The organism is uncultured Chloroflexus sp. (genome assembly GCF_938091255.1).
Taxonomy (GTDB): Bacteria; Chloroflexota; Chloroflexia; order Chloroflexales; family Chloroflexaceae; genus Chloroflexus.
In genome coordinates this window covers 111,419-131,784 of the sequence record NZ_CALLJH010000014.1, presented here as the reverse complement: position 1 = coordinate 131,784, position 20,366 = coordinate 111,419, and the positions used below count along the sequence as shown (strand labels likewise).

Here is a 20,366-nt window from a genome sequence, read left to right as displayed (position 1 = left end):
GACGCAGCGCACGGCGCTTTAGCAGGCGACGCCCCGCCTTTGTCCGGGCGTAGCGCACTGCGCCCTAAATCATGATGATCCCTACCACCACCGCCATCACCACAAACAACGCCAGCACCACTACCAGCGCAATCCGTTCCCAATTCCATAGCGAAATCGTGCTCACCAAGGTCTCATCTGGCCCGATGAGGTACAGCTCACATTCTTGCTCGTCAAGCAAGCCGTTGATCTGCGTCACCATCGCGCCCTTGATCTGTAACAATGCCCGCAATGGCTGCCCCTGCTCACCGGCTTCCTTGATCGCCTTTTCGATCAACGCGCTCAGCGGCCCGGCACTTTGCCAATGGCTATCATAAAGGTCAATCTCCGCCTCGTACACCTTACGCGCGCGCTGGCGCAACAATGCTTGCACCCTAGGCGGCAATCCCTCGCTATCATCATTATTCTCATACGCGAGCGCCTTGCGTGACCAATGAAACACCTTCTCTTCGACCAAATTGCCATTGCCGGCACACTTCTCGCAGCGAACTTTACCATAACCTCGGCATTGAGTACACGTCTGCTCGACCGGATCAGGCTCGCCCTGCTTTGCTCGCGGCTTGATCATTCCTTTGCCTTGGCATTGCGAGCACTGGACTTGACCCGAACCTTGGCAATCGGGGCAGGTAAAGAATCGCCGCGATCCCGGCAAGACTACGTCGCCACCCGCCTCCGAGGCAAAATCTTTTGGCGGCGGTAACTGCATCTTCCACAAATCAAGCGCCGGTTCAGCGATTGGTCGCTCATCGAGCTGCATCGGGCGAATCTGCGTCTTCGGCGACGTGCGAAACTCGTACAATACCTCCAGCTCGTAGAAGTAGATGTTATAACTAGCAATCGTCTCAAACTCGATCAGTTGGCCGAGCGATTGGCGGCGAAACGGATGCTGCCGGCTCCAACGGTTGAACCATTTGCGCAGGTAGTCGCGCCGGTGAAGGTTATCTGCCCGTTTCCGCGACTCGGTCAGGAAGTGGTTAAACTGCTCAGCTAAATCCGCCAACTCGGCGGTGAGCGCCAATTCCAGCGGATTTTCAAACCACTCGGCGCACGTTTCCCACCGTGACTCCTCCATGTCGGTCGTGGTCTGGTCAAGCAACGTGCGTAATGCGAGCCTGAGCGCATTCGCTGCTGCACCAGCGGTCGGAAACCGCAAGTTCGGCTGCGGCGAGAGCATCCGCAACAGCGCCCGTTCGGCCAGTGCCAGCGCCGGCGACTTACCGGCCAGATCAAGTTCAACGATCAAGCCGCTCGGCGGCAATTCACCGCTAAGCAGATGGTAAGCAACTGCTCCCAGACTATAAATATCGAGCGCAGGATGCGCCTCGGTCTGCGTAAGGTGTAGCTCAGGCGCCGAGTAGGGGGTCAGATACTCGGCCTCGCTCAACGTGCTCAGATCGAGCGGTGTATCGGGCGCTGCGGCAAGGCTCAGGTTGGTCAGATAGGCATTGCCTTGCGGCGTGACCAGAATGTTGGCCGGTTGTACATCACGATGCACAATCTGCTGCTCGTGGAGATAATCGAGCGCAGCAGCCATCTGGTTAATAATCCGCATCGCTAACGACAAATCGGGTATGCCCTCGGCAAGGATGTCGCTCAGCGGGCGGGCATCGATATACGGCGTCACCATGTAGTCGCCGTAGCGGTCGTCATGGCCGGCGTCGATTACCGGCAACAGGTGCGGGTGGCTGAGGCTGGCTGCTAGCCGGGCGGCAAGTTGAAACCGGCTGTTTGAAATCCAGTCGTGGCGGCGTAAGATCGCAACATAGACCGGCCGGTTGAGGGTTTGGTGCGTGGCACGGTAGATGATTGACAGCTCATCTTGTCCAACCTGTTCGTGCAACCGGTAGTCGCGCAATTCAAGGTCATTCGTATCGTTATGTCGTTCGCCGCGGATGGTGGGGCGTGGGGTACTCATAGCCACCTCAGCATCGTCGTTGTGTATAGCCGCAGAAAAACACAAAACAGTGTTGGTTGCCGCGATAGGATCGTCATTTGATGCATCAGCGACTCTCACTCACTATGCATCGTTAGTAGAACATTTGTTTGTTATTATTGTACCTTGCCCGTCAATCGGGTGTTGCCACCCACAGCCCTGATTGAAACGAAAAAATCGTACAACAGTGACCAAATCGCTACCAGCAGTAGCCGCCCATTCTCTTTTTCTGCACTGCGTCATTGCTATACTAAAACTGTGCCGATTGGTGGCGGGCTGCCTGAGAGATTGGACATGCGATGTCGTACATCCACGTCCTACCTGCCAGTCAGGATCTCTGCCTCCCCAATTTCTGCCCCACGCGGCAAGGTGTCTGCCGCTTCCTCGCGCTTGCCCCTTAGCCCGCCGCCCGGTGTACGGCCCCTTAAGGGGCCGTTACTGTTTCGGTCACCGCCGGCGGCGCCACACCTTCACGCAACAACTTCAGTGCCCAATAGAGTTGCGCATCAGCGCAGCTACTATCCTCTGGTCGGTCAGGCACGCATGGCGCGGCATATTCCGCTTCATTCGACGCCAACACAATGTGCTCTGGCGTAATCCCGACCCCATTAATCGCCTCACCCTCCGGCGTAATCCAGCGCGCAATCGTAATCCGCACGCTGCTACCATCCCGCAGCGTATAGATGTTTTGTACCGATCCCTTGCCAAAGGTCTTCTCACCGAGCAATACGGTGTTCGGGCGCGCATCGCGCAACGCGCCCGCTACCACCTCGGCAGCGCTGGCCGATCCGCCATTAACCAGCACGACCATTGGAATGCCGTATAGCCGGCGATCGGCAGGGGCGACAATTGTGCGCAATTCTTTGTTCACGCCGCCACGCTCCTCTTCATAGAGCGCGACTCCGTCGTAAAACCGGCCCAACACCTCCTGCGCCGTGGTTAGGAAGCCGCCTGAATTATTGCGTAGATCGAGCACGATCGCGCGTGGTTGTTGCGGGCGTAGTTCGGCGATGGCTTGGTCAAGGAGTTCGGTTGTGCTCGCTTTGAACTCGGTGATCTGGATGTACGCGATCTCGTCGGGTAAGAGGGCGTGATGAACGGTAATCAGCGGGATGGCGGCGCGAGTGATGGTGACGGTAAAGACACGATCGTCAGCAGGCCGGCGGATGGTCAAACGCACCACAGTGCCCGCCGGGCCGCGAATGAGACTGACTGCACGGGCGCTAGCATCTTTGTCGTCCAATCCGGCAATCAACTCAGCCAGCGGTTGGTCGTCTACCGCGACGATAATGTCACCCGGTTGCAAGCCAGCTTGTTCGGCAGGCGAGTTGCGAATCGGGCGGTCGATGATGATTTGGCCGTTTTCCACCCGCAAATAGGCACCAATCCCTTCAAAGCGTCCTTCCATCGAATCGCGGTTTTGGCGCGCCTCTTCCGGCTCTTGGAAATAGGTATAGGGATCGTCGAGCGTTGCTAGCATGCCTCGGATGGCGCCGTAGACCATACGCTGGCGATTGATCGCTTCGGGTTGGTAGAAGTTGCCCTCCACCAAATCCCAGACATCCCAAAAGACGGCAAATTGTTGGCGCCGGTCGCCGGGAGTGAGCAGCCGTGCGTCGGCATTCGAGACGCCGGTAATGAAGACATCAATCGGCGAGACGCCGACAATTCGCCCGGTGATCCAACCACCAAGGAAGGCGACTGCGATCACGGCAACCCATTGCGTGATTTTGCCGATAATGACCCAAGCCCGTTCCATGGAACAGCCTTTTCTAGCTGTGAAGTGCGTATTGCAGCATCGCCAACGCTGCCAGCGGTGCGGTTTCAGCACGCAAGATTCGCGGCCCCAACGAGACAGGATGCAACCCATGCCCAAGCGCCATCTCCCGCTCAGTCGGATCAATACCACCTTCCGGCCCTGAGAATATCGCGATTTGGCGCGCTGTTGCGTGGGTGCCAACCAGATCACGCAGATGGATGCTTGCCCGTTCATCGAGCAAGATGGCCAGATCGGCGGTGATGCTCTCAGCCAGCGCCGCTACGAATGGTTGGGGCGCTGCGATCGCCGGAATCCGGCCCCGAGCCGATTGCTCAGCAGCTTCAGTGGCGATCCGTTGCCAACGGGCCAGCCGGCGCTCATCAGCCCGATCACTAGGCAGTGAGCGGGCAAACGCCACCGGCACGATCCGGCGCGCACCCAACTCTACCGCTTTTTGCAATGCCCATTCAAACCGCTCTGGTCGAATCAAAGCCAGATAGAGATCGAAGGCAATGGCTGGTTCGCCGCTGGCTTGGCAACGGGCTATTACTTGACCGCGCGCTCGTTTACGATCGACCGCGGCAATCTCAACCACTGCTGCCCACCCTTGCCCATCAAGCAATAACACCCGATCGCCGGCGCCGAGCCGCAATACCCTGCCCCACTGATGCACCAGCGCCGGGTCATCAATCTCGATCTGATCAGATCGCAACCATGCTGGATCAACGAAGAAGCGCCGGGTATTGGGTATCGTTGTTGCGTTGTCCACGGCAGTATCTACAGAAAAATCGGGGCGGCGCCGGATGCAGCGCCGGCCATAGCGAGTAATGCTGTGAGATCGGGGATGTATGAACGCAACAAAGTGGCGTCACTCGCTGCAATCCGGTATGCTCCTAGCATTGCCGGCAATACCACTGCTGCACCCCGCCGCAACTCAAGCGTTTCCTTGCCCCACACCAGTTGCACCGTCCCGGCAATCACGGTCAAAATCTCTAACGAACCGGGATCGGTAGCGGCGCTGAGGCTGTCCTGCACCCGCCAGCGTTCCAACGCAAATGATGTGCAGGCTACCAACAGATCCCGCTGCTCGTCGAGCGGCAGAGGCCGGAGCTGCGCAGTGGCAGCCGGTTCACGCCGGCTCACCGCCAGCGCCTGTTCGATATGCAGCTCGCGTGGCTGGCCAGTGCGCGCATCGCGCCGGTTGTAGTCGTAGAGCCGATAGGTCAGATCCGATTTTTGCTGGATTTCAAACAGCATAATCCCAGCATTAATCGCATGAATCGTCCCTGCTGGCACAAAGATCAAATCACCGGCGCTGACCGGTTGTTGGGCAAGCAGCTCTTCCACCGTGCCATCGGCAATCGCCGCTGCCAACGCCTCCCGCTCTGCCGGCGCACGCATACCCAGCGTCACCGTCGCCCCCGGTTCAGCGTCCAGAATGTACCACGCCTCGGTTTTGCCGTGGAAGCCGGTATGCGCCTCAACGGTGTGGGCATACTCGTCGTCAGGATGCACCTGCACCGAGAGCCGGTCGGCAGCGTCGATAAATTTAGCCAGCAGTGGCAGGTCGGCCCCGTAGCGCGCAAACGGCCTCGTGCCTATCAACGCCGCGCCATACGCGCGCACCAATTCGGCCATCGTTGCGCCAGCCAATGGCCCATTGCTGACCCGATTGCTATCAAAGACCAGCCAAATCTCGCCGAGCCGTTCGGGGTGCGGCGGCGGCAATTCCAGCCATGGCGCCAGCCGTTGCCCGCCCCAGATCGGCTCTACCAGCCGCGGCTCGCACACAATTGGATACAACCCGCTCATGCTAATACCCTGTATTGCCACACGGCCGTGCGGCTCTATCACCATTGTAATCCATTACTGTGCGGCTTTTATAGAGCCGCACGGCTGTGCGGCTCTACGTATGCCCCACCATCACCGTGTATGTACCAGCGCTACCCATTCACCTTCGACATACCGTTCAACCTGCCGCAACCCGGCGGCAGCAAATGCCGCCACGACATCCGCCTCTTTTATGTCAATAATACCACTACTCACTAAATAACCGCCGGGTTTGAGCGCCGCCGCTAAATCCGGCGCTAACAGCACGAGCACTTTGGCAATCAGGTTGGCAGCAATGAGATCAAAGGCAGCGTGCGGAGTCGTTGCGCTCAGCGCCGGGTCAGGCGTTGCCGGGCCAAAATCGCCCGATAGCCAGTGCCCCATCACTTGCCCAGCCCCAAGGCTGCCCTCAGCTACCGTTACACTGTCACCCACCTGATTGCGCGCGACATTCTCCTGCGCGACCCGCACCGCAATCGGGTCATTGTCGAGCGCCAGCACCGCGCCGGCCCCCAACTTGGCCGCCGCAATCGCCAAGATGCCCGATCCAGTGCCCAGATCAAGCACCTGCTGGCCGGGTTGCACCAGCCGTTCGAGCAGTTGCAGACAGAGTTTGGTAGTGGGGTGCAAGCCGGTACCAAACGCCATCCCCGGATCAAGCAAGAGCACGATGTCGTCCGGTTGGGGTTTGTATTCGAGCCACGACGGCACGATCACTGTTCGCGCACCAATCCGCAGTACCGGGTAGAACTGTTTCCAAGCGTTTGCCCAATCCTCTTCGGCGATAGTCCTCGTCTGGATTGGCCTCAGCGGGCGGATTTGACTAACATGCCAGAGGGCGTGCTCGATCCGCTGGCGCGTCTCTTCGACCTGCGCGTCGAGCGGCAGATACGTGCGCAGCCAGACTGGCCGGTTGGGGTCATATTGGAACTCTGGCCCTTCATCGCCGGCGATCCAGCCTTGTTCCACCACCACGCCGCCGTTGTAGCCGTAGCGTGCCAGTATCTCAGAGACGGTTTCAACGACCTCTGGCTCGACTTCAACCGCGATTTCAAGCCACGTGTTTGGCGTTTCCATACCGCTCATCCTTGCCACTTCCAGCGCGTGCCCTGCGGCCCGTCTTCCAGCGTGACTCCGAGATCAGCCAGCCGGTTGCGCACGAGATCGGCCAGCGCGAACTGCTTGGCTTTGCGCAGCTCGCCGCGCACCTCGATCAACAGCTCGATAAACGGGGTCGCTTCGGCGGCAGCACGCGCTTGGCGCGGCTGGAGCCGCAAACCGAGCACACCAGCCAGTTCGCGCAGCGTCTGTTGGCCAACTGCCAACTCTTCGGCGGCAAGGCCGGCGTCGCGCGCCGCATTGATCGCCCGCACTAGATCAAACAACGCCGCCAGCGCCGCCGGACTGTTGAAGTCGTTGTCCATCGCGGCGATAAACCGCTCGCGAGCAATGGCGGCAGCGTCGCGCAGCGCCGTCACTGCCGGCCCCTCATGCACATTGCCGGTCGCCGGCGCTAACGCCGAGAGCAACCGCTCAAGCTTGCGCTGGTTGTCGGCGGCAATCTCGTCGTTATAGGTCAGCGGGCTACGGTACGAGCTGCTCAAGACGATCAGCCGGAAGACATCGGCATCGTAGCGGCTAAGAAAATCGGCGATCGTCACCACATTCCCCAGCGACTTCGACATCTTCTCAACCTGCCGGGTCTGCGGGTTCACCAATTGCAGCATACCGTTATGCACCCAGTAGCGGGCGAACGGCTGGCCGGTCAGGCTCTCGCTCTGAGCGATTTCGTTCTCGTGATGCGGGAAGATCAGGTCGGTGCCGCCGCCGTGAATGTCAATCTGCGGGCCGAGGTGCTCCATCGCCATTGCCGAGCACTCAATGTGCCACCCCGGTCGGCCCGGCCCCCACGGGCTATCCCACGCCGGCTCGCCGGGACGAGACGCCTTCCAGAGGGCAAAATCAGCCGGCGATTCCTTGCGCGGATCAACCTCAAAGCGGGTGCCACTTAGCATCTCGTCGAGCGACCGGCCCGACAACTTGCCGTAGTCTTCGTCGCGCTGGACCCGGAAGTAGACATCGCCATCGACCACATAAGCGTAGCCGCGCTCGATCAAGCCCTGCACAAAAGCGATGATTCCCGGCATCGTGGTTGAAACCCGCGGGTAAGCCGTCGCCGGTAAGACATTCATCGCCTGCAACTGGGCCAAAAACTCGGCAGCATATTGACCTGACAACGCTAGCGGGTCTTGGCCCATCGCGTTCGCGCGCGCGATCACCTTGTCATCAATATCGGTGAAGTTGACGATATGCCGCACCTGATAGCCACGAAACTCAAGGTAACGGCGGATCATGTCGAAGACGATCGCTGACATCGCGTGGCCGATATGCGCTTCGTCATACGGTGTCACCCCGCAGACATACATCCGCACCACACCCGGCTCGATTGTCTCCAGCGGTTCAAGCCGCCGGGTCAGGGTATTGTAAAGCTGAATCGCCATACCAACTCGCTATCTCGCACTGCGGCGGGCCGTGTCCGTTCAAATGCCCGCGCCTTGATTATACTCTTCTTCAACCGACGGCGTTTCATCCAGCAACGTTTGCCAGAGCTGATCAGGCAATGCGTCGTATCTCAAGCGATGCTCTTCGTGATGTACGTGCGTCTCGGCTTCGAGATCGGCAATGCGCATTTCCAACTCTAGCACCTTGTCGTGCAGGCAACGCAGCATTTCGCCTTCGGGGTCGGGTAATTGCTCAACCCGGCGCGACTGGCCGGTCACCGGATCGCGGCGGGCCACGATGCGCGCCGGCACGCCGACCGCCGTCGAATGGGGCGGCACGTCTTTAACCACCACCGCGCCGCCGCCAATGCGTGCCCCACGCCCGATCCTGATCGCTCCCAACACGATCGCCCCCACGCCGATCACCACGTCGTCTTCAACGGTTGGGTGGCGCTTGCCGGTCTGTTTACCGGTGCCGCCGAGCGTCACCCCTTGATAGAGCATCACCCAATCGCCGATTTCGGTTGTCTCACCGATGACGACCCCCATACCGTGATCAATGAAGAAACCGCGCCCGATCCGCGCGCCGGGGTGAATCTCGATTCCGGTCAGAAAACGGCTGATCTGCGAGATCAGCCGCGGAATGAACGGAATCTCGCGCCGGTAGAGGGCATGGGCCAGACGGTGCAGAATTATCGCGTGCAGGCCGGGGTAGAGCAAGACCTCGGCCAAGTTGCGTGCAGCCGGATCATTACGAAAAATGGCGCGAATATCGTCGCGCAACACACAGAGAGCATGTGACAGACGCATCGGATTGCTCCGGCGAATAATATAACTGCTAACCGCTGAAGGGTATAACGAGAGAGCGCCGGAAGCGCGCAACGATGCGCGAACCCGGCGGGCATACATGCCGGGGCGCCGCCAAGTAGGGCAGCGCCCCTAGCGACAGTAGCATCCGGGGAATGGAAGGGGGAAGGAGGCGAACGATTTAGTCGTCGCTTGACGAGTCACTCTTGTCACCTTTGCTCGAGTCGCTGCCTGTTACTGAGCCGCTGCTCGCGCCACGGCTATCGGTAATGTACCAGCCTGACCCTTTGAAAACAATGCCCGCCGGCTGAATCACCCGGCGCACCCGGCCTTGCTGGCCGCACAGGCAGACGGTCAGCGGCTCGTCTTTGAAGCTTTGGAATTGTTCAAACTGCTTGCCACAGGCATCACAGGCGTATACGTAGGTTGGCATAGCGCGCTTCCTACCTCCATTGCGTAGTTGTTTGACATATCACGTTCTGTATTGTACCCCAGAGCGTCAACATGCGCAATAAGAGGAGTGTTAGATCATGGAGGTCGAAGCAGGACACCCAGTCGCCTCGTTACATCACCGATTTTACTCAACCCTTGCGTTCAATACCATTCTTACCCGCTCTCCCCCTTGGAGAGAAACGAACGGAGAGCGGAATTCATGCCGCCCACCCCTGACCATCTCGTTACCCGACTTCCCGAAGAGAAACGAATGGAGAGCGGAACTTATTCCGCCCTCTATGTGACCTTGCCCAGACGGGGGATGAATGCGGGGTGTGGGGATGCCGCGCAGGGGTGATAGCCACTCGCAACGGAGGACGGCTTTCATCCCGCCCTCCGTGTGACCTTGCCGGACGGGATAGAAGCCCCCCCTCCCGCCGACCCACTCCCCGCAGGGGAAAGTAGGTGAGAGGAGGATGCGCTCTTTTGTCATTGCGAGGGGACGCAGCCCCCGAGGCAATCTCCGGCTGAAGGTAGTGAATAGTGAACGACAGAGGGGCAGCACCGCTGTGCCCCCATTCCTGTGCTCTCTGACCCCGGCCCTCTCCCCCGTGGGGAGAGGGGTGAGGAATAGCGTACTTGTCATTCGTTCCCCTATTCGTTCATTCCTCGCCCTATTCCCCATCATTGACATACCCCTCTTGTGCATGGTATCATCTATGACGCAGTGTGTTATAAATTCATCAGAGCGGAGTGGCGCATGCGTTGGCTTGGATGGTCTCTGGCCGGAGCTGGGGTGACAGCAGCAACCGTATTTGCGGTTCGTCGCCCCTTGCTCGCCCGCCTGCTCGGTTTGCGCCCCGCCGAGCACCGGGTGGCCGTCACCCGTGACATACCCATCCGCATGCCCGATGGCGTTGTGCTCTACGCCGACCGCTACGCACCCCGCGATGGCGGCCCCCATCCCACCATCCTGATCCGCACCCCTTACGGCCGCCCCAGTGAATTGGGGCCGCTGGGCATCTTTGAACACACCGGTTGCATGCTTTTTGCCGAACGCGGCTACAACGTGATCGTGCAGAGCGTGCGCGGGCGCTACCGCTCGGAAGGTGTGTTTGAGCCGTTCGTCAACGAAGCCGCCGATGGCCGGGCAACAGTGGCATGGATCGGCGAACAACCATGGTTCGACGGGAGTCTCGGTCTCTGGGGGCCGAGCTACGTTGGCTATACTCAATGGGGGCCAGCGATCGACGGGCCGCCCTACCTCAAAGCGATTGTGCCGATTGTTACCAGCGCCCGCTTTTCATCGCTCTTCTACCCCGGCGGCGCGTTCGCGCTCGAATCAACATTGCGGTGGGTCTTTCTCATCGCTGCAACCAATCGCCAACGCCAACGGCTTGATCCGTCAGCACTCTGGCGCTTATTCGTCTTGCGCGAGCGGATCCTAAGTCGTGCTCTTCATCATCAACCCTACGCTGCCGCCGATGCACTGGCGACCGGCGCTTCAGTGCCCTTTTTCCAACGTTGGTTGCGCGATCCTGATCCATACGGGCCGTACTGGTCGCAGGTTGATTACCACCGCTCGTTGCACCGGATCAACGCTGCCGTCCATCTGGTCGCCGGCTGGTACGACATCTTCCTCCCCGGCCAGTTGACCGACTACGCTGCCTTGGTTGCCGCCGGCAAACGCCCTTACCTAACCGTCTTGCCGCGCGCGCATACCGATCTGGCGCTGGTCTTTGAAGGACTGCGCGAAGGGTTATGGTGGTTTGATGCTCATTTGAAAGACCAACGCGAGCTGTTAGCCCGTCGTCCGGTACGCATCGCCCTGATGGGCAGCCACGAGTGGCACGAGATGGATTTCTGGCCGCCACCGGCCACTATGACGCGCTATTGCTTGCAACCCGATCGCAGTCTTGCTCGCCAAGCACCACCCACCGGCGCACCGCCCAGCCGCTTTCACTACGATCCTGCCGATCCGACCCCAGCCATCGGCGGCGCGGTGCTTAGCGCACAGGGCGGCCCCCGCGACCAGCGCCCGCTCGAAGCGCGGCCCGATGTGCTAACCTTCACTAGCCCGCCGCTGGCGGCTGATCTCGATGTGATCGGGCCGGTGCGCCTGTGCGTCTATATTTGTACCGATCATCCCTTCTTCGATCTGGTTGGCCGTCTCTGCGATGTTTACCCCGATGGGCGCAGCATCAATATCTGCGACGGCATCGTGCGCGTGCGACCCGGCGTTGGCGATGTCCAGCCTGACGGTACACGCCGGATCGAGATTGATCTCACTGCCACCGCCCAACGTTTCCGCGCCGGCCACCGCCTGCGTGTCCAGATTGCCGGTGGCGGCAACCCACGCTGGGGGGCACACCCCGGCGACGATTGCCCGTATGGGCAAGGACGAGGCGGCCCGGTCATCGAGCACCGCATTTGCCACGACGCTGATCATCCGTCGGCAGTGGTGTTGCCGGTAGTTGACACACCGCACTCCCCACAACCGTAGGGACACATCACGGTGTGCCCTGTCGGCACCCGGTCAGGTGTCCCATCGACACTCTGTTATGCGTCCTAACACGTTTTGTATTGGTCATCAACAAGCAAAGGAGCACACCCACAATGGAGTACGAGCACAGCCCAGAAATCAAGATGTTACGCCAGACGGTACGCGAATTTGTCGACAAGGAGATCCGCCCGATTGCCCGCGCCATTGACGAAGAAGAGCGCGTACCGTTCGAGACGCTGAAGAAGGCCGCTGACTTAGGCCTGCTCGGTGTCCCCTTTCCCGAGCGCTATGGCGGCCTCGAACTCGGTATCACCGGCTACTGCGTGCTGATGGAAGAGCTTAACCGGGCCTGCGCCAGCCACGCCACCATCATCGGCGCCCATTCTCAATTGGCGGCGATGAGCATCTATCTCGGCGGTACCGAGCAGCAAAAGGAGACCTACCTGCGCGCGTTAATCGAAGGGCGTATGTGGGGCGCGTGGGCACTCACCGAACCAAATGCCGGCTCAGATGCCGCCCACATCCAGACCACCGCCGAGCGCCGCGGCGATGAGTGGATTATCAACGGCCAGAAGATGTGGATTACCAACGGCAGCTTCGCCGACGTGATCGTCGTTCATGCCGTGACCGACAAAAATCTCGGCGCGCGCGGCGGCATCACCGCCTTCATCGTCGAGAAGAATATGCCCGGTTTCCGCGTTGGCAAGATCGAAGAAAAGATGGGGTTGCGCGCCTCGCATACCGCCAGCCTCTATTTCGAGGATTGCCGCGTTCCGGCCGAGAATGTGCTAGGTCAGGTTGGCATGGGCTTCCCGCTCGCGATGCGCACGCTTGACATCGGTCGCTGCGGTTTGGGCGCCAGCAGTATCGGTTCGGCGAAGGAAGCCTTCGAGCTGAGCCGCAAGTATATGGTTACCCGCCACCAGTTTGGCCGCCCGATCGCCGAATTCCAAGCTCTCCAGTTTAAACTGGCTGAGATGGCGATGAAGCTCTACACAATGGAACAGATCGTCTACGACTGCGCTCGCCGGGTTGACGCCGGCCAGCCAGCGACGCTCGAAAGCAGTATCGTCAAACTCTACTGTACCGAGATGGCCAGCCAGATTATTGACGAAGCAATCCAAATCCACGGCGGGATGGGTTTCTCGCGCGAGTTACCGCTTGAGCGTATGTACCGCGATGCCCGCGTCACCCGCATCTTCGAGGGCACCAACGAAATTCAAAAGCACGTGATCGCCAGCGAATTGCTGAAGCAGGTTGGCTACAAAATCCGGCTGTACTAACTCGCCTACACCGTAGAGACGTAGCAATGCTACGTCTCTACGGTCTCTACCTTTCCGTGTATCTCGTCAACAATAGCGGAGAGGTAAGCATCCAGCGTACACTGAGAGCGGCATAGGATCCATCAAACGAAACGCCATCCAAGCGAGCAGCGTCCCAATCTATCAAAACCCATCACCGTTCTCGCGGATCTAACGCATCCCGCAACCCATCGCCGAGGAAGGTAAACGACAACATCAGTCCTGCAATCAAGACCACCGGAAAGCTCAGCAACCACGGCCCCGACGACAGGTTATTGTATCCCTCAGTCAACATCACTCCTAGACTGGTCGGAAACGGATTATCGGGATCGACCGAGGGCCGCATACCAACACCCAGAATAGTCAATACCGCCTCGGCACTGATCAAAGCCGGAATGCTAAACGAGGTCGAGACAATAATCGGCGCCAGCGTATTGGGCAAGATGTGCCGCCAGAGGATCGCCGCCGTCGGCACCCCAATTGCCCGCGCCGCCTCGACAAACTCCTTCTCCTTCAGCGACAGCACCTGCCCGCGCACCAAGCGGGCAATTCCTGTCCAGCTCACCAGCGAGACAGCGACAAAGATCAGCAGCAACCCGTTAAACGTGCGACCGAGCCACGTCTCACGGAACGCCGTCGAAAGCGCGATAATAAACAACAGATCGGGGAAGGCAGCCACAATCTCGGTAAACCGCATGAGCAGATTATCAAGCCACCCACCAGCAAAACCTGAAATCAGGCCAATTGTCACCCCGATCAGCAGAATCGCAACCTGCGGCACAATCCCCACAATCAGCGATACCCGGATAGCATACATCAACCGCGACAAGACATCGCGCCCCAACGTGTCGGTGCCGAGCAGATGTTCAGGCACTCCCATACGAGCCGGGTTATCCGTTACCCATGCCGGCGGGCGCAGGCTGTTATTAGGAATTTGCTGAACGGGGTTATACGGTGCGAGCCACGGCGCAGCAATCGCTACGATCACGTAGAGGATAATCACCACCAACCCAACCATCGCTGCACGATTGCGCCGCAGCCGGGCCAGCGCATCCGACCACAAACTGCGCGGTTTGGTGTTTAGAGCTTGAATATCGATCGGGTTGGTCAACGACTTGGCCGGTGACGTCACGTCTGTTCCTCGCTCTCAGCCTATAACTCTCTGAACCACAGCGATTCGCGCAGAGAGCGCGGGTCGTTGGGTCGTCCGTCTGCTATGCGCAGGCATCTATCACCCTTAGCGATTCACCCAGAGAGCGCGAGCCGCTGGCCCGCACGAACCGATAACCCTCTGCACCGTAGAGAGGCGGTTGGCTACCTCGCTCCTCTCCATTACTTATAGCTAATCCGTGGATCAAGCACGCCATACGCAATATCGACCAAGAGATTAGCAATCCCCAAAAAGAAGACATAAATCAGTGACCCGGCCATAATCATCGAATAGTCGCGCTTGCCGATCGCGTCAACAAAGGTGCGCCCCATGCCGGGTACTTGAAAGATGGTCTCGACAAACAGCGTACCAGTAATCAAACCGGCCAGCGCCGGACCCAAAATCGTCACCACCGGCAGCAGCGCATTTTTGAGCATGTGACGCCAGACAATCACCTGCCCGGCCAAGCCCTTCGCCTGCGCCGTGCGAATGTAGTCTTGCCGTTTCACTTCGAGCACACTCGACCGCGTTAATCGAGCAATGAACGCCATGCTGGTTGTGCCTAACGCCACCGTCGGCAAAATCCACGGCTTCACTGGATCGTTCCAATCGGGAATGACCGTAAACCAGTTAAGAATCACGGCAAAAATGATGACCAATATCAAACTGGTAATCAGCGTCCCTAACGCGACGAAGATCGTCGATGACAACGAGAGCAGGTAATCGAGCCACGTATTTTGGCGCAGCGCAGCCAGAATGCCCAACGGAATGCCGAACATAACCGCAAACAAGAGGGCTTGCACGCCTAAACGGGCTGAGTAATAAAACTTGCTGGGCCGGGTTGGCGTGCCTTCAAACAGCTCTTGCTGCACCGTGCGCGCCCCCCGCGATGAGTAGGTTGGGCCGAGATTGCCGGCAATCGCGCCCCACTGTATCTTCCATTCACCGGTTTTCGGATCGGGCACGACATCAAAAAACATATAGCGGGTAAACTGGCGCCAAAACGGTAAATCCATCCCAAACCGCTCGCGCAAAATCGCTTCGACCCGCGGCGAGAGCTGGCGCCGTTCGGGTTGAGTGTCGAATGGGCCACCCGGCGTCAGTTTGGCAATGCCGAAGGTGACAAAGCCAACGATAATCAACACCGGAATATTCCACAAGATGCGCCGGATAATGTAAGCGGTCATACCACTCTTCCCTTTTGAGCGCTGGTGTGCAACGCAACGACACTTGCCTCTAGCACCGCGAACATTGTTCTGATGGGAAACGCAAAGGCGCTAGGGCGTACAGTGTTGAGCCTGTTTCCCATTCCCATACGTACCTTTGCGCCTTTGCGTTTTGCATTATCCAAGTCACCTAGGGCTGCACATCAACGTTCGGCAAATTGAAGAAGCCGAGCCAGTAATCGAGCGGCGTGATTGTCTCCTTGGTCACCCCCTTCACATACGGCTTCACCAACACTGGCCCGCCGTTGTTAAGCATGAAGACCACTGGCGCGTCTTCAACCAAAATCGTCTGCGCCTGCGCATACAGCTCAGCACGGCGCACCGGGTCTTGCTCAATATCAGCCTGTCGTACCAGCTCGTCGAGCCGCGGGTTCGAGTAGTTGACGCGCGTGCTGAGCAAACCATTGGTCTGGAAGAGTGAGACCCAGTTCTGTGGATCGGGATAGTCAGCACACCAGCCGAGCGAGAACATCTGCGGCGGGTTGTCCTTGGTGGCCGCAGCAAAGGCAGTTGGATCGATAGGATCGAGGATCACATCGATACCAAGATTCTGCTTGAACTGGTTGGCTACCCACTCGAAGCGGGCATTGTTACGCGCTGTGCCCGAATAGGTCAGCTTAATCTCAGGCAAACCTTTACCGTCAGGATAACCAGCCTCGGCCAGTGTCTGCTTCGCCTTCTCTGGGTTAAACTGCCATAGCTTCAAATCGGGCTGGTAGCCGGGGAAGCCGGGCGGAATGAAGCTGTAGGTTGGTGAGCCGAGACCTTGAAAGACATCGCGCACGTAGGCTTCGCGGTCGAGCGCCTGTGCGAAGGCTTGCCGTACCAACTTATTGTCGAACGGCGGCTTGGCAAGGTTGAAACCGAAATAGAAGGTGCAAGAACCGGGGACATCAATGATCTGCTGGCTCAAGACCGGGTCTGATTTGACCGTTGCCAAATCCTCGGCGCCAACACCCAGAATATCTAGCTCACCGTTCTGGTAAGCTTGGAAGGCCACTTGGCCATCGGTGATCATGTAGTACTCAACCCGCTTGAGCTTGACCGGCCCCAGCGGTCCCACGTAATAGGGATTCGGCTCCCAGATTGCCTTGCTGTCGTGTTCCCACTCTTTCAGCACGAAGGGGCCGTTGCCAATGTAGTTGGCGGGATCGTACCACCAGTCCTCACCTTTCGCCACGTCCTCTTCGCGTACCGGTGCGCCAATCCAGAGCGCGGCCATGCTGAGGAAGTAGGGCGCCGGCGCGACCAGTTCGATCTGTAGCGTGTAATCGTCAAGCGCCTTGACACCAAACTCATCGCGCAGCTTGTCGAGATCGAGTTTCATCACCTCTTCCATCGACAAGCCTTGGCAAGCTGCGGCGCTATACTCGCTGTAGCCCTTAATAATGCCACACGGCAACGACTGGTACTCGCCCGCCGTTTCTGGGTCGGCGAGCCGCTTCCACGCATATTCAAAGTTGCGTGCAGTTAACGGCGTACCATCACTGTACTTACCGTCGCGGCGCAAGGTAAAGGTGTACACCTTTCCATCTGCCGACACGTCAACCTTCTCAGCCGCCCCCGGAATAGGGTTCATATCGAGATCAAAGGTCATCAAGGCCTGATAGGCCATCATAATGAACTGGATCTCGTTGACGAAGCTAGCCTTCTGCGGATCGATATTGTCTGGCTCCGAGCCAGTGTTAAGCCGCAACACACCGGGTTGCGCCGTTCCAGCAACTGGCGCAGCGGTTGGCCGCGTTGCAGCGGTTGGTTGCGGCGCAGCGGCGGTCGTTGGCTGTTCAACTGGGGCTGCGGTTGCTTGCGTAGCCGGGGGATTGCCGCCGCCGCAGGCTGCCAAGATGGGCAACAATAGCCCAAAGAGCAACCCAAGAGCGAGTGCGTGACGCCAGTGAAGTGAATTCATCGCCACACTCCTTGTAGCATCTGTAAAACAGCGAAACCTATCGAATCGGGGAAATGACACCTGAATTGCACCATCGTTACGGGTATCCATGCGAGGAACGTTACCAATAGCCTGCGTCCCTGACCTCCTTTCTACCTGATTCGGGTACAGTACCGAAACGGAGCGGGCAATACAGGTGGTTTATGTGGAACATTCCCTCATTCGATAGAGCGATCGTACCACGCTGGTTGGATGGTTGTCAAGGCAAATGAAAAGGTAGGGGTAAGTTTGAGACCTACCGTTATTGCCACGCGATTAGATAATTTTCAAGGCAAATGAACGTGGCGTCAACGACCAGCAGCTAACGGCTCACGATCGCAACACAGCGATTGTCGCAATCGCAAAGAAGAACTGCACACCGACCGAAAAGGCTTGCAAGAGAAGGGCAGCCAAGGGGCTGCGCCGGTAGACGATCAGACCGCCAACGAGATTGAACAGCGCGGTCAGCACCGCCGCTACTGGCAAGAAGAAGATACGGATGCGCGGGGCTAATTCGGCGGCAGCGCCAATTTGGTCACCCCGCCATGCGATCTGAGGCGGCAACGAGGGATAGATGACCGCAATCGCCCCAAACAAGCCCAGATTAAGAATGAGCGTCACGAGTAACAATCGCCGGATGACCGGATCGGCCCAGAAGTCGTAGACCAGAAAGCGGGCAACTTCAATGCCGGGAGCCAACGCTTGAATGGCGCCAAGCCGCCGTCGCTGCTCTAATTCTTGCACGAAGCCGGCTTGGTCGGTGGGAGAAATGGCGTAGGCTTCATTGCCGGCGTAGATCACTAATGCTTCGGCCAATGGCCGGGTGGTAAAGCGATGAATGACAATGCCGTCATGGGTCTGTACCCGGCCATGGTAATAGCCGATGCTCGCCAATGCTGTACGCCAACTGCCGATCGCTAACGCGCCCTGTTCAACCCGATCGATCAGGGTAAGTGGAATGACTGTGCGGCTGCCCAGCCACTGGATGTACAACCCATTGCGGTCAAGGCTATACCGTAAGGTCAACGCAGCAGCAGTCCGGTAGAGGAGGAAACCGGCCAACACTAGCAAGCCAAGCACCAGTACAGCCTGCCCAAACAGCCAGCCGTCAATCGGCCACTGCTCTGGCGGCCCGCTCAGCGCCGCCCTCATCATAAACAACAGCCAACCTGCCCCCGCTGCGCTCACAACGGCAAGAATAAGACCAAGCCAGATACGAGCTGTTGCTATTGGTCGCCAGCGTTGCATAGTGCGTCATGAAGCCAATCAGGCCCGCAATAGCATCATTGCCGGTCTGTGGCAGCAATTGCGTCCCTCATCTCATCAAACGAGCCGCACTGCCTAGGGATGGAGTGCGGCAGTTTTTACCTGCCGCACTCAGTCCCTGAGGATGTCAAACGCACCCTTCACGAAACCGGCGCTCCCCAATTACGGCGTCACCGTCGCCGTCGGCTCCGGTGTGACCGCAACGGTCGGCTCTGGCGTCGGCGTTGGCAACGGGGTCGGCGGGCCGGGCAAATAGGTCGGCACCAATGTCGGAACCGGCTCAGTTGGGAATGGCGTCGGCGTCGGCGTTGGCTCGGGGAAGCGCCGCACGTCGGCTGCAGCCCGTTGCTCAGCAATCCAACGATCGAACGATTCGGTGCGCGCCTTCTGCAACTGATCCTCTTTCGACGGGATCGTCTGATCCGTCACTTCCAGAATATGCCAGCCAAACTGGGTTCGGATCGGATCGCTGATTTGGTTCACCGGCAACGCGAAGGCAGCCTGCACCAGTTCCGGCGGGTAGGTAGCACCGTTATCGGCAAAGCCATTGCGATCAAACGAACCGATGTCGCCCCCATTCTCGCGCGAACCGGGATCGTCCGAACGTTCGGCGGCCAGCGTCGCAAAATCGGCACCGGACCGCAATTGGTCGGCCAGCTCTTGCGCAGCCGGCAACGCCGCAGCAAAGGCCGCATCGATCTGCTCGGTCGTCGCATCTGCCGGCGGGTTGACCGCGATCAAGATCTGGCGCGCGCGCACCCGCTCTGGCTCAGTGCTGGCAACGAAGGTTTCTTCCGGCACCAGCCGGGCCTGAATCTGATTGTTGAGCAACCGATCGCGGTACTGGTCGAGCAACGCTTGGCGGAACTCGTCTTTGCTCAGCTCCGGCTTTGCTTCAGTAGTGATTAGCTCAAGCTCGTAACGGCGATAAATCTCGTCGATAATCTGATCAAACTGCGTGCGCGCCTCAGCGGGTTGGGGTGTTGGCACTGGTGTAAAGGTTGGGAACGGCGTCGGCGACGGTTCTGGGGTTGGCGTTGGCCCACCGGGAGTCGGCGATGGCGTCGCCGTCGGTTCTGGCGTTGCTGTCGCCGCCGGATCAACCGTCGGCGATGGTGTTACATTCGGATCAGGCGTCGGAGTTGGTTCGGGCAGCGGCGGGATGAAGATAAAGGACAAATCGGCAACCGCTTCTTGGATTGCCGCATCGTCGCTGATCGTGATACCAAAGTCAGCCGCAGCCCGCTGTTTAAGCTGCCGATCAATCCAATCCGAAACGATCCGATCTTCAATCGCGGTATTGCGCAACCCGCGGATCTGCTGATCGATCACGATGCTGCGCCCCTGAAACTGCTGGGCAATCTGTGGGTTGCTGGCTCCAAACAGATCGAGCAACTGGAAATTCTGATAGATCTCGCGGGCGTAGGCAAGGCGACGTTCGCGCCAGTAATCGCTGCGGGTGAGGGTCGCTGCACCAACCTGCGCCACTGGCCGGCTGGGAATCCACAGTTGTTCGTAGATCAACCCGCTGACGATAGCTAATAGGGCAATCGCCAGCGCACTCGCCGTAGCGATAATGACCAGACGCTGACGGCGCTCTTCTTCGAGACGGCGGCGCGATGGGCGACGCGGCGCGGGAGGTTGCGCCGGCGCTTTTACGCTCCGTGGCGGCTTGGGTGTTTGTGACATAGG

15 protein-coding genes are annotated in these 20,366 nt (G+C 58.9%); 2 read left to right on the top strand and 13 right to left on the bottom strand.

The window, feature by feature from the left end:
- Positions 1 to 64: 64 nt before the first annotated feature.
- The 8 genes from Q1A00_RS06430 to Q1A00_RS06395 all read right to left on the bottom strand — a co-directional run bounded on the left by Q1A00_RS06430 (position 65) and on the right by Q1A00_RS06395 (position 9,302).
- Entirely contained in the window at positions 65 to 1,954 is a 1,890-nt protein-coding gene (locus Q1A00_RS06430; protein ID WP_298400436.1) for a protein kinase, read from the bottom strand.
- A 442-nt stretch (positions 1,955 to 2,396) separates the two neighbouring features.
- Positions 2,397 to 3,731, bottom strand: a complete 1,335-nt coding sequence (locus Q1A00_RS06425; protein WP_298400439.1) for a S41 family peptidase — start codon at positions 3,729 to 3,731, stop codon at positions 2,397 to 2,399.
- Positions 3,732 to 3,744: 13 nt separating this feature from the next.
- On the bottom strand, positions 3,745 to 4,500 hold the full coding sequence (locus Q1A00_RS06420; RefSeq protein ID WP_298400442.1) for a 16S rRNA (uracil(1498)-N(3))-methyltransferase: 756 nt from the start codon (positions 4,498 to 4,500) through the stop codon (positions 3,745 to 3,747).
- An 8-nt stretch (positions 4,501 to 4,508) separates the two neighbouring features.
- Positions 4,509 to 5,543, bottom strand: coding sequence for a type I phosphomannose isomerase catalytic subunit (locus Q1A00_RS06415; protein ID WP_298400445.1), 1,035 nt, complete (start codon positions 5,541 to 5,543; stop codon positions 4,509 to 4,511).
- 111 nt (positions 5,544 to 5,654) lie between these two features.
- Complete coding sequence (locus Q1A00_RS06410; RefSeq protein WP_298400448.1) at positions 5,655 to 6,638, bottom strand: 50S ribosomal protein L11 methyltransferase; 984 nt, start codon at positions 6,636 to 6,638, stop codon at positions 5,655 to 5,657.
- A 5-nt stretch (positions 6,639 to 6,643) separates the two neighbouring features.
- Positions 6,644 to 8,062: a cysteine--tRNA ligase gene (cysS, locus tag Q1A00_RS06405; RefSeq protein ID WP_298400451.1), complete on the bottom strand. Its 1,419-nt coding sequence runs from the start codon at positions 8,060 to 8,062 to the stop codon at positions 6,644 to 6,646.
- Between the two features lie 39 nt (positions 8,063 to 8,101).
- Positions 8,102 to 8,872 carry a serine O-acetyltransferase EpsC gene (gene epsC / locus Q1A00_RS06400; protein ID WP_299755796.1) on the bottom strand — a complete coding sequence of 257 codons (771 nt, stop codon included), beginning with the start codon at positions 8,870 to 8,872 and terminating at the stop codon, positions 8,102 to 8,104.
- A gap of 178 nt (positions 8,873 to 9,050) precedes the next feature.
- Complete coding sequence (locus Q1A00_RS06395; protein WP_298400456.1) at positions 9,051 to 9,302, bottom strand: FmdB family zinc ribbon protein; 252 nt, start codon at positions 9,300 to 9,302, stop codon at positions 9,051 to 9,053.
- A gap of 759 nt (positions 9,303 to 10,061) precedes the next feature.
- Here Q1A00_RS06395 and Q1A00_RS06390 point away from each other — a divergent pair.
- On the top strand, positions 10,062 to 11,804 hold the full coding sequence (locus Q1A00_RS06390) for a CocE/NonD family hydrolase (protein ID WP_299755792.1): 1,743 nt from the start codon (positions 10,062 to 10,064) through the stop codon (positions 11,802 to 11,804).
- Positions 11,805 to 11,917: 113 nt separating this feature from the next.
- A complete protein-coding gene (locus tag Q1A00_RS06385) occupies positions 11,918 to 13,087 on the top strand; it encodes an acyl-CoA dehydrogenase family protein (protein ID WP_298400458.1) in 1,170 nt (389 codons plus the stop codon).
- 172 nt (positions 13,088 to 13,259) lie between these two features.
- Here Q1A00_RS06385 and Q1A00_RS06380 read toward each other — a convergent pair whose 3' ends face one another.
- The 5 genes from Q1A00_RS06380 to Q1A00_RS06360 form a co-directional block, all read right to left on the bottom strand.
- Positions 13,260 to 14,237 carry an ABC transporter permease gene (locus tag Q1A00_RS06380; RefSeq protein ID WP_298400460.1) on the bottom strand — a complete coding sequence of 326 codons (978 nt, stop codon included), beginning with the start codon at positions 14,235 to 14,237 and terminating at the stop codon, positions 13,260 to 13,262.
- A 200-nt stretch (positions 14,238 to 14,437) separates the two neighbouring features.
- Positions 14,438 to 15,442 (bottom strand): ABC transporter permease, encoded by a 1,005-nt coding sequence (locus tag Q1A00_RS06375; protein ID WP_298400463.1) that lies wholly within the window; start codon positions 15,440 to 15,442, stop codon positions 14,438 to 14,440.
- A 169-nt stretch (positions 15,443 to 15,611) separates the two neighbouring features.
- A complete protein-coding gene (locus Q1A00_RS06370; RefSeq protein ID WP_298400466.1) occupies positions 15,612 to 17,390 on the bottom strand; it encodes a peptide ABC transporter substrate-binding protein in 1,779 nt (592 codons plus the stop codon).
- Positions 17,391 to 17,738: 348 nt separating this feature from the next.
- Positions 17,739 to 18,656 (bottom strand): PH domain-containing protein, encoded by a 918-nt coding sequence (locus Q1A00_RS06365; RefSeq protein ID WP_299755787.1) that lies wholly within the window; start codon positions 18,654 to 18,656, stop codon positions 17,739 to 17,741.
- Positions 18,657 to 18,836: 180 nt separating this feature from the next.
- Entirely contained in the window at positions 18,837 to 20,363 is a 1,527-nt protein-coding gene (locus Q1A00_RS06360; protein ID WP_298482238.1) for a peptidylprolyl isomerase, read from the bottom strand.
- Positions 20,364 to 20,366 lie beyond the last annotated feature (3 nt).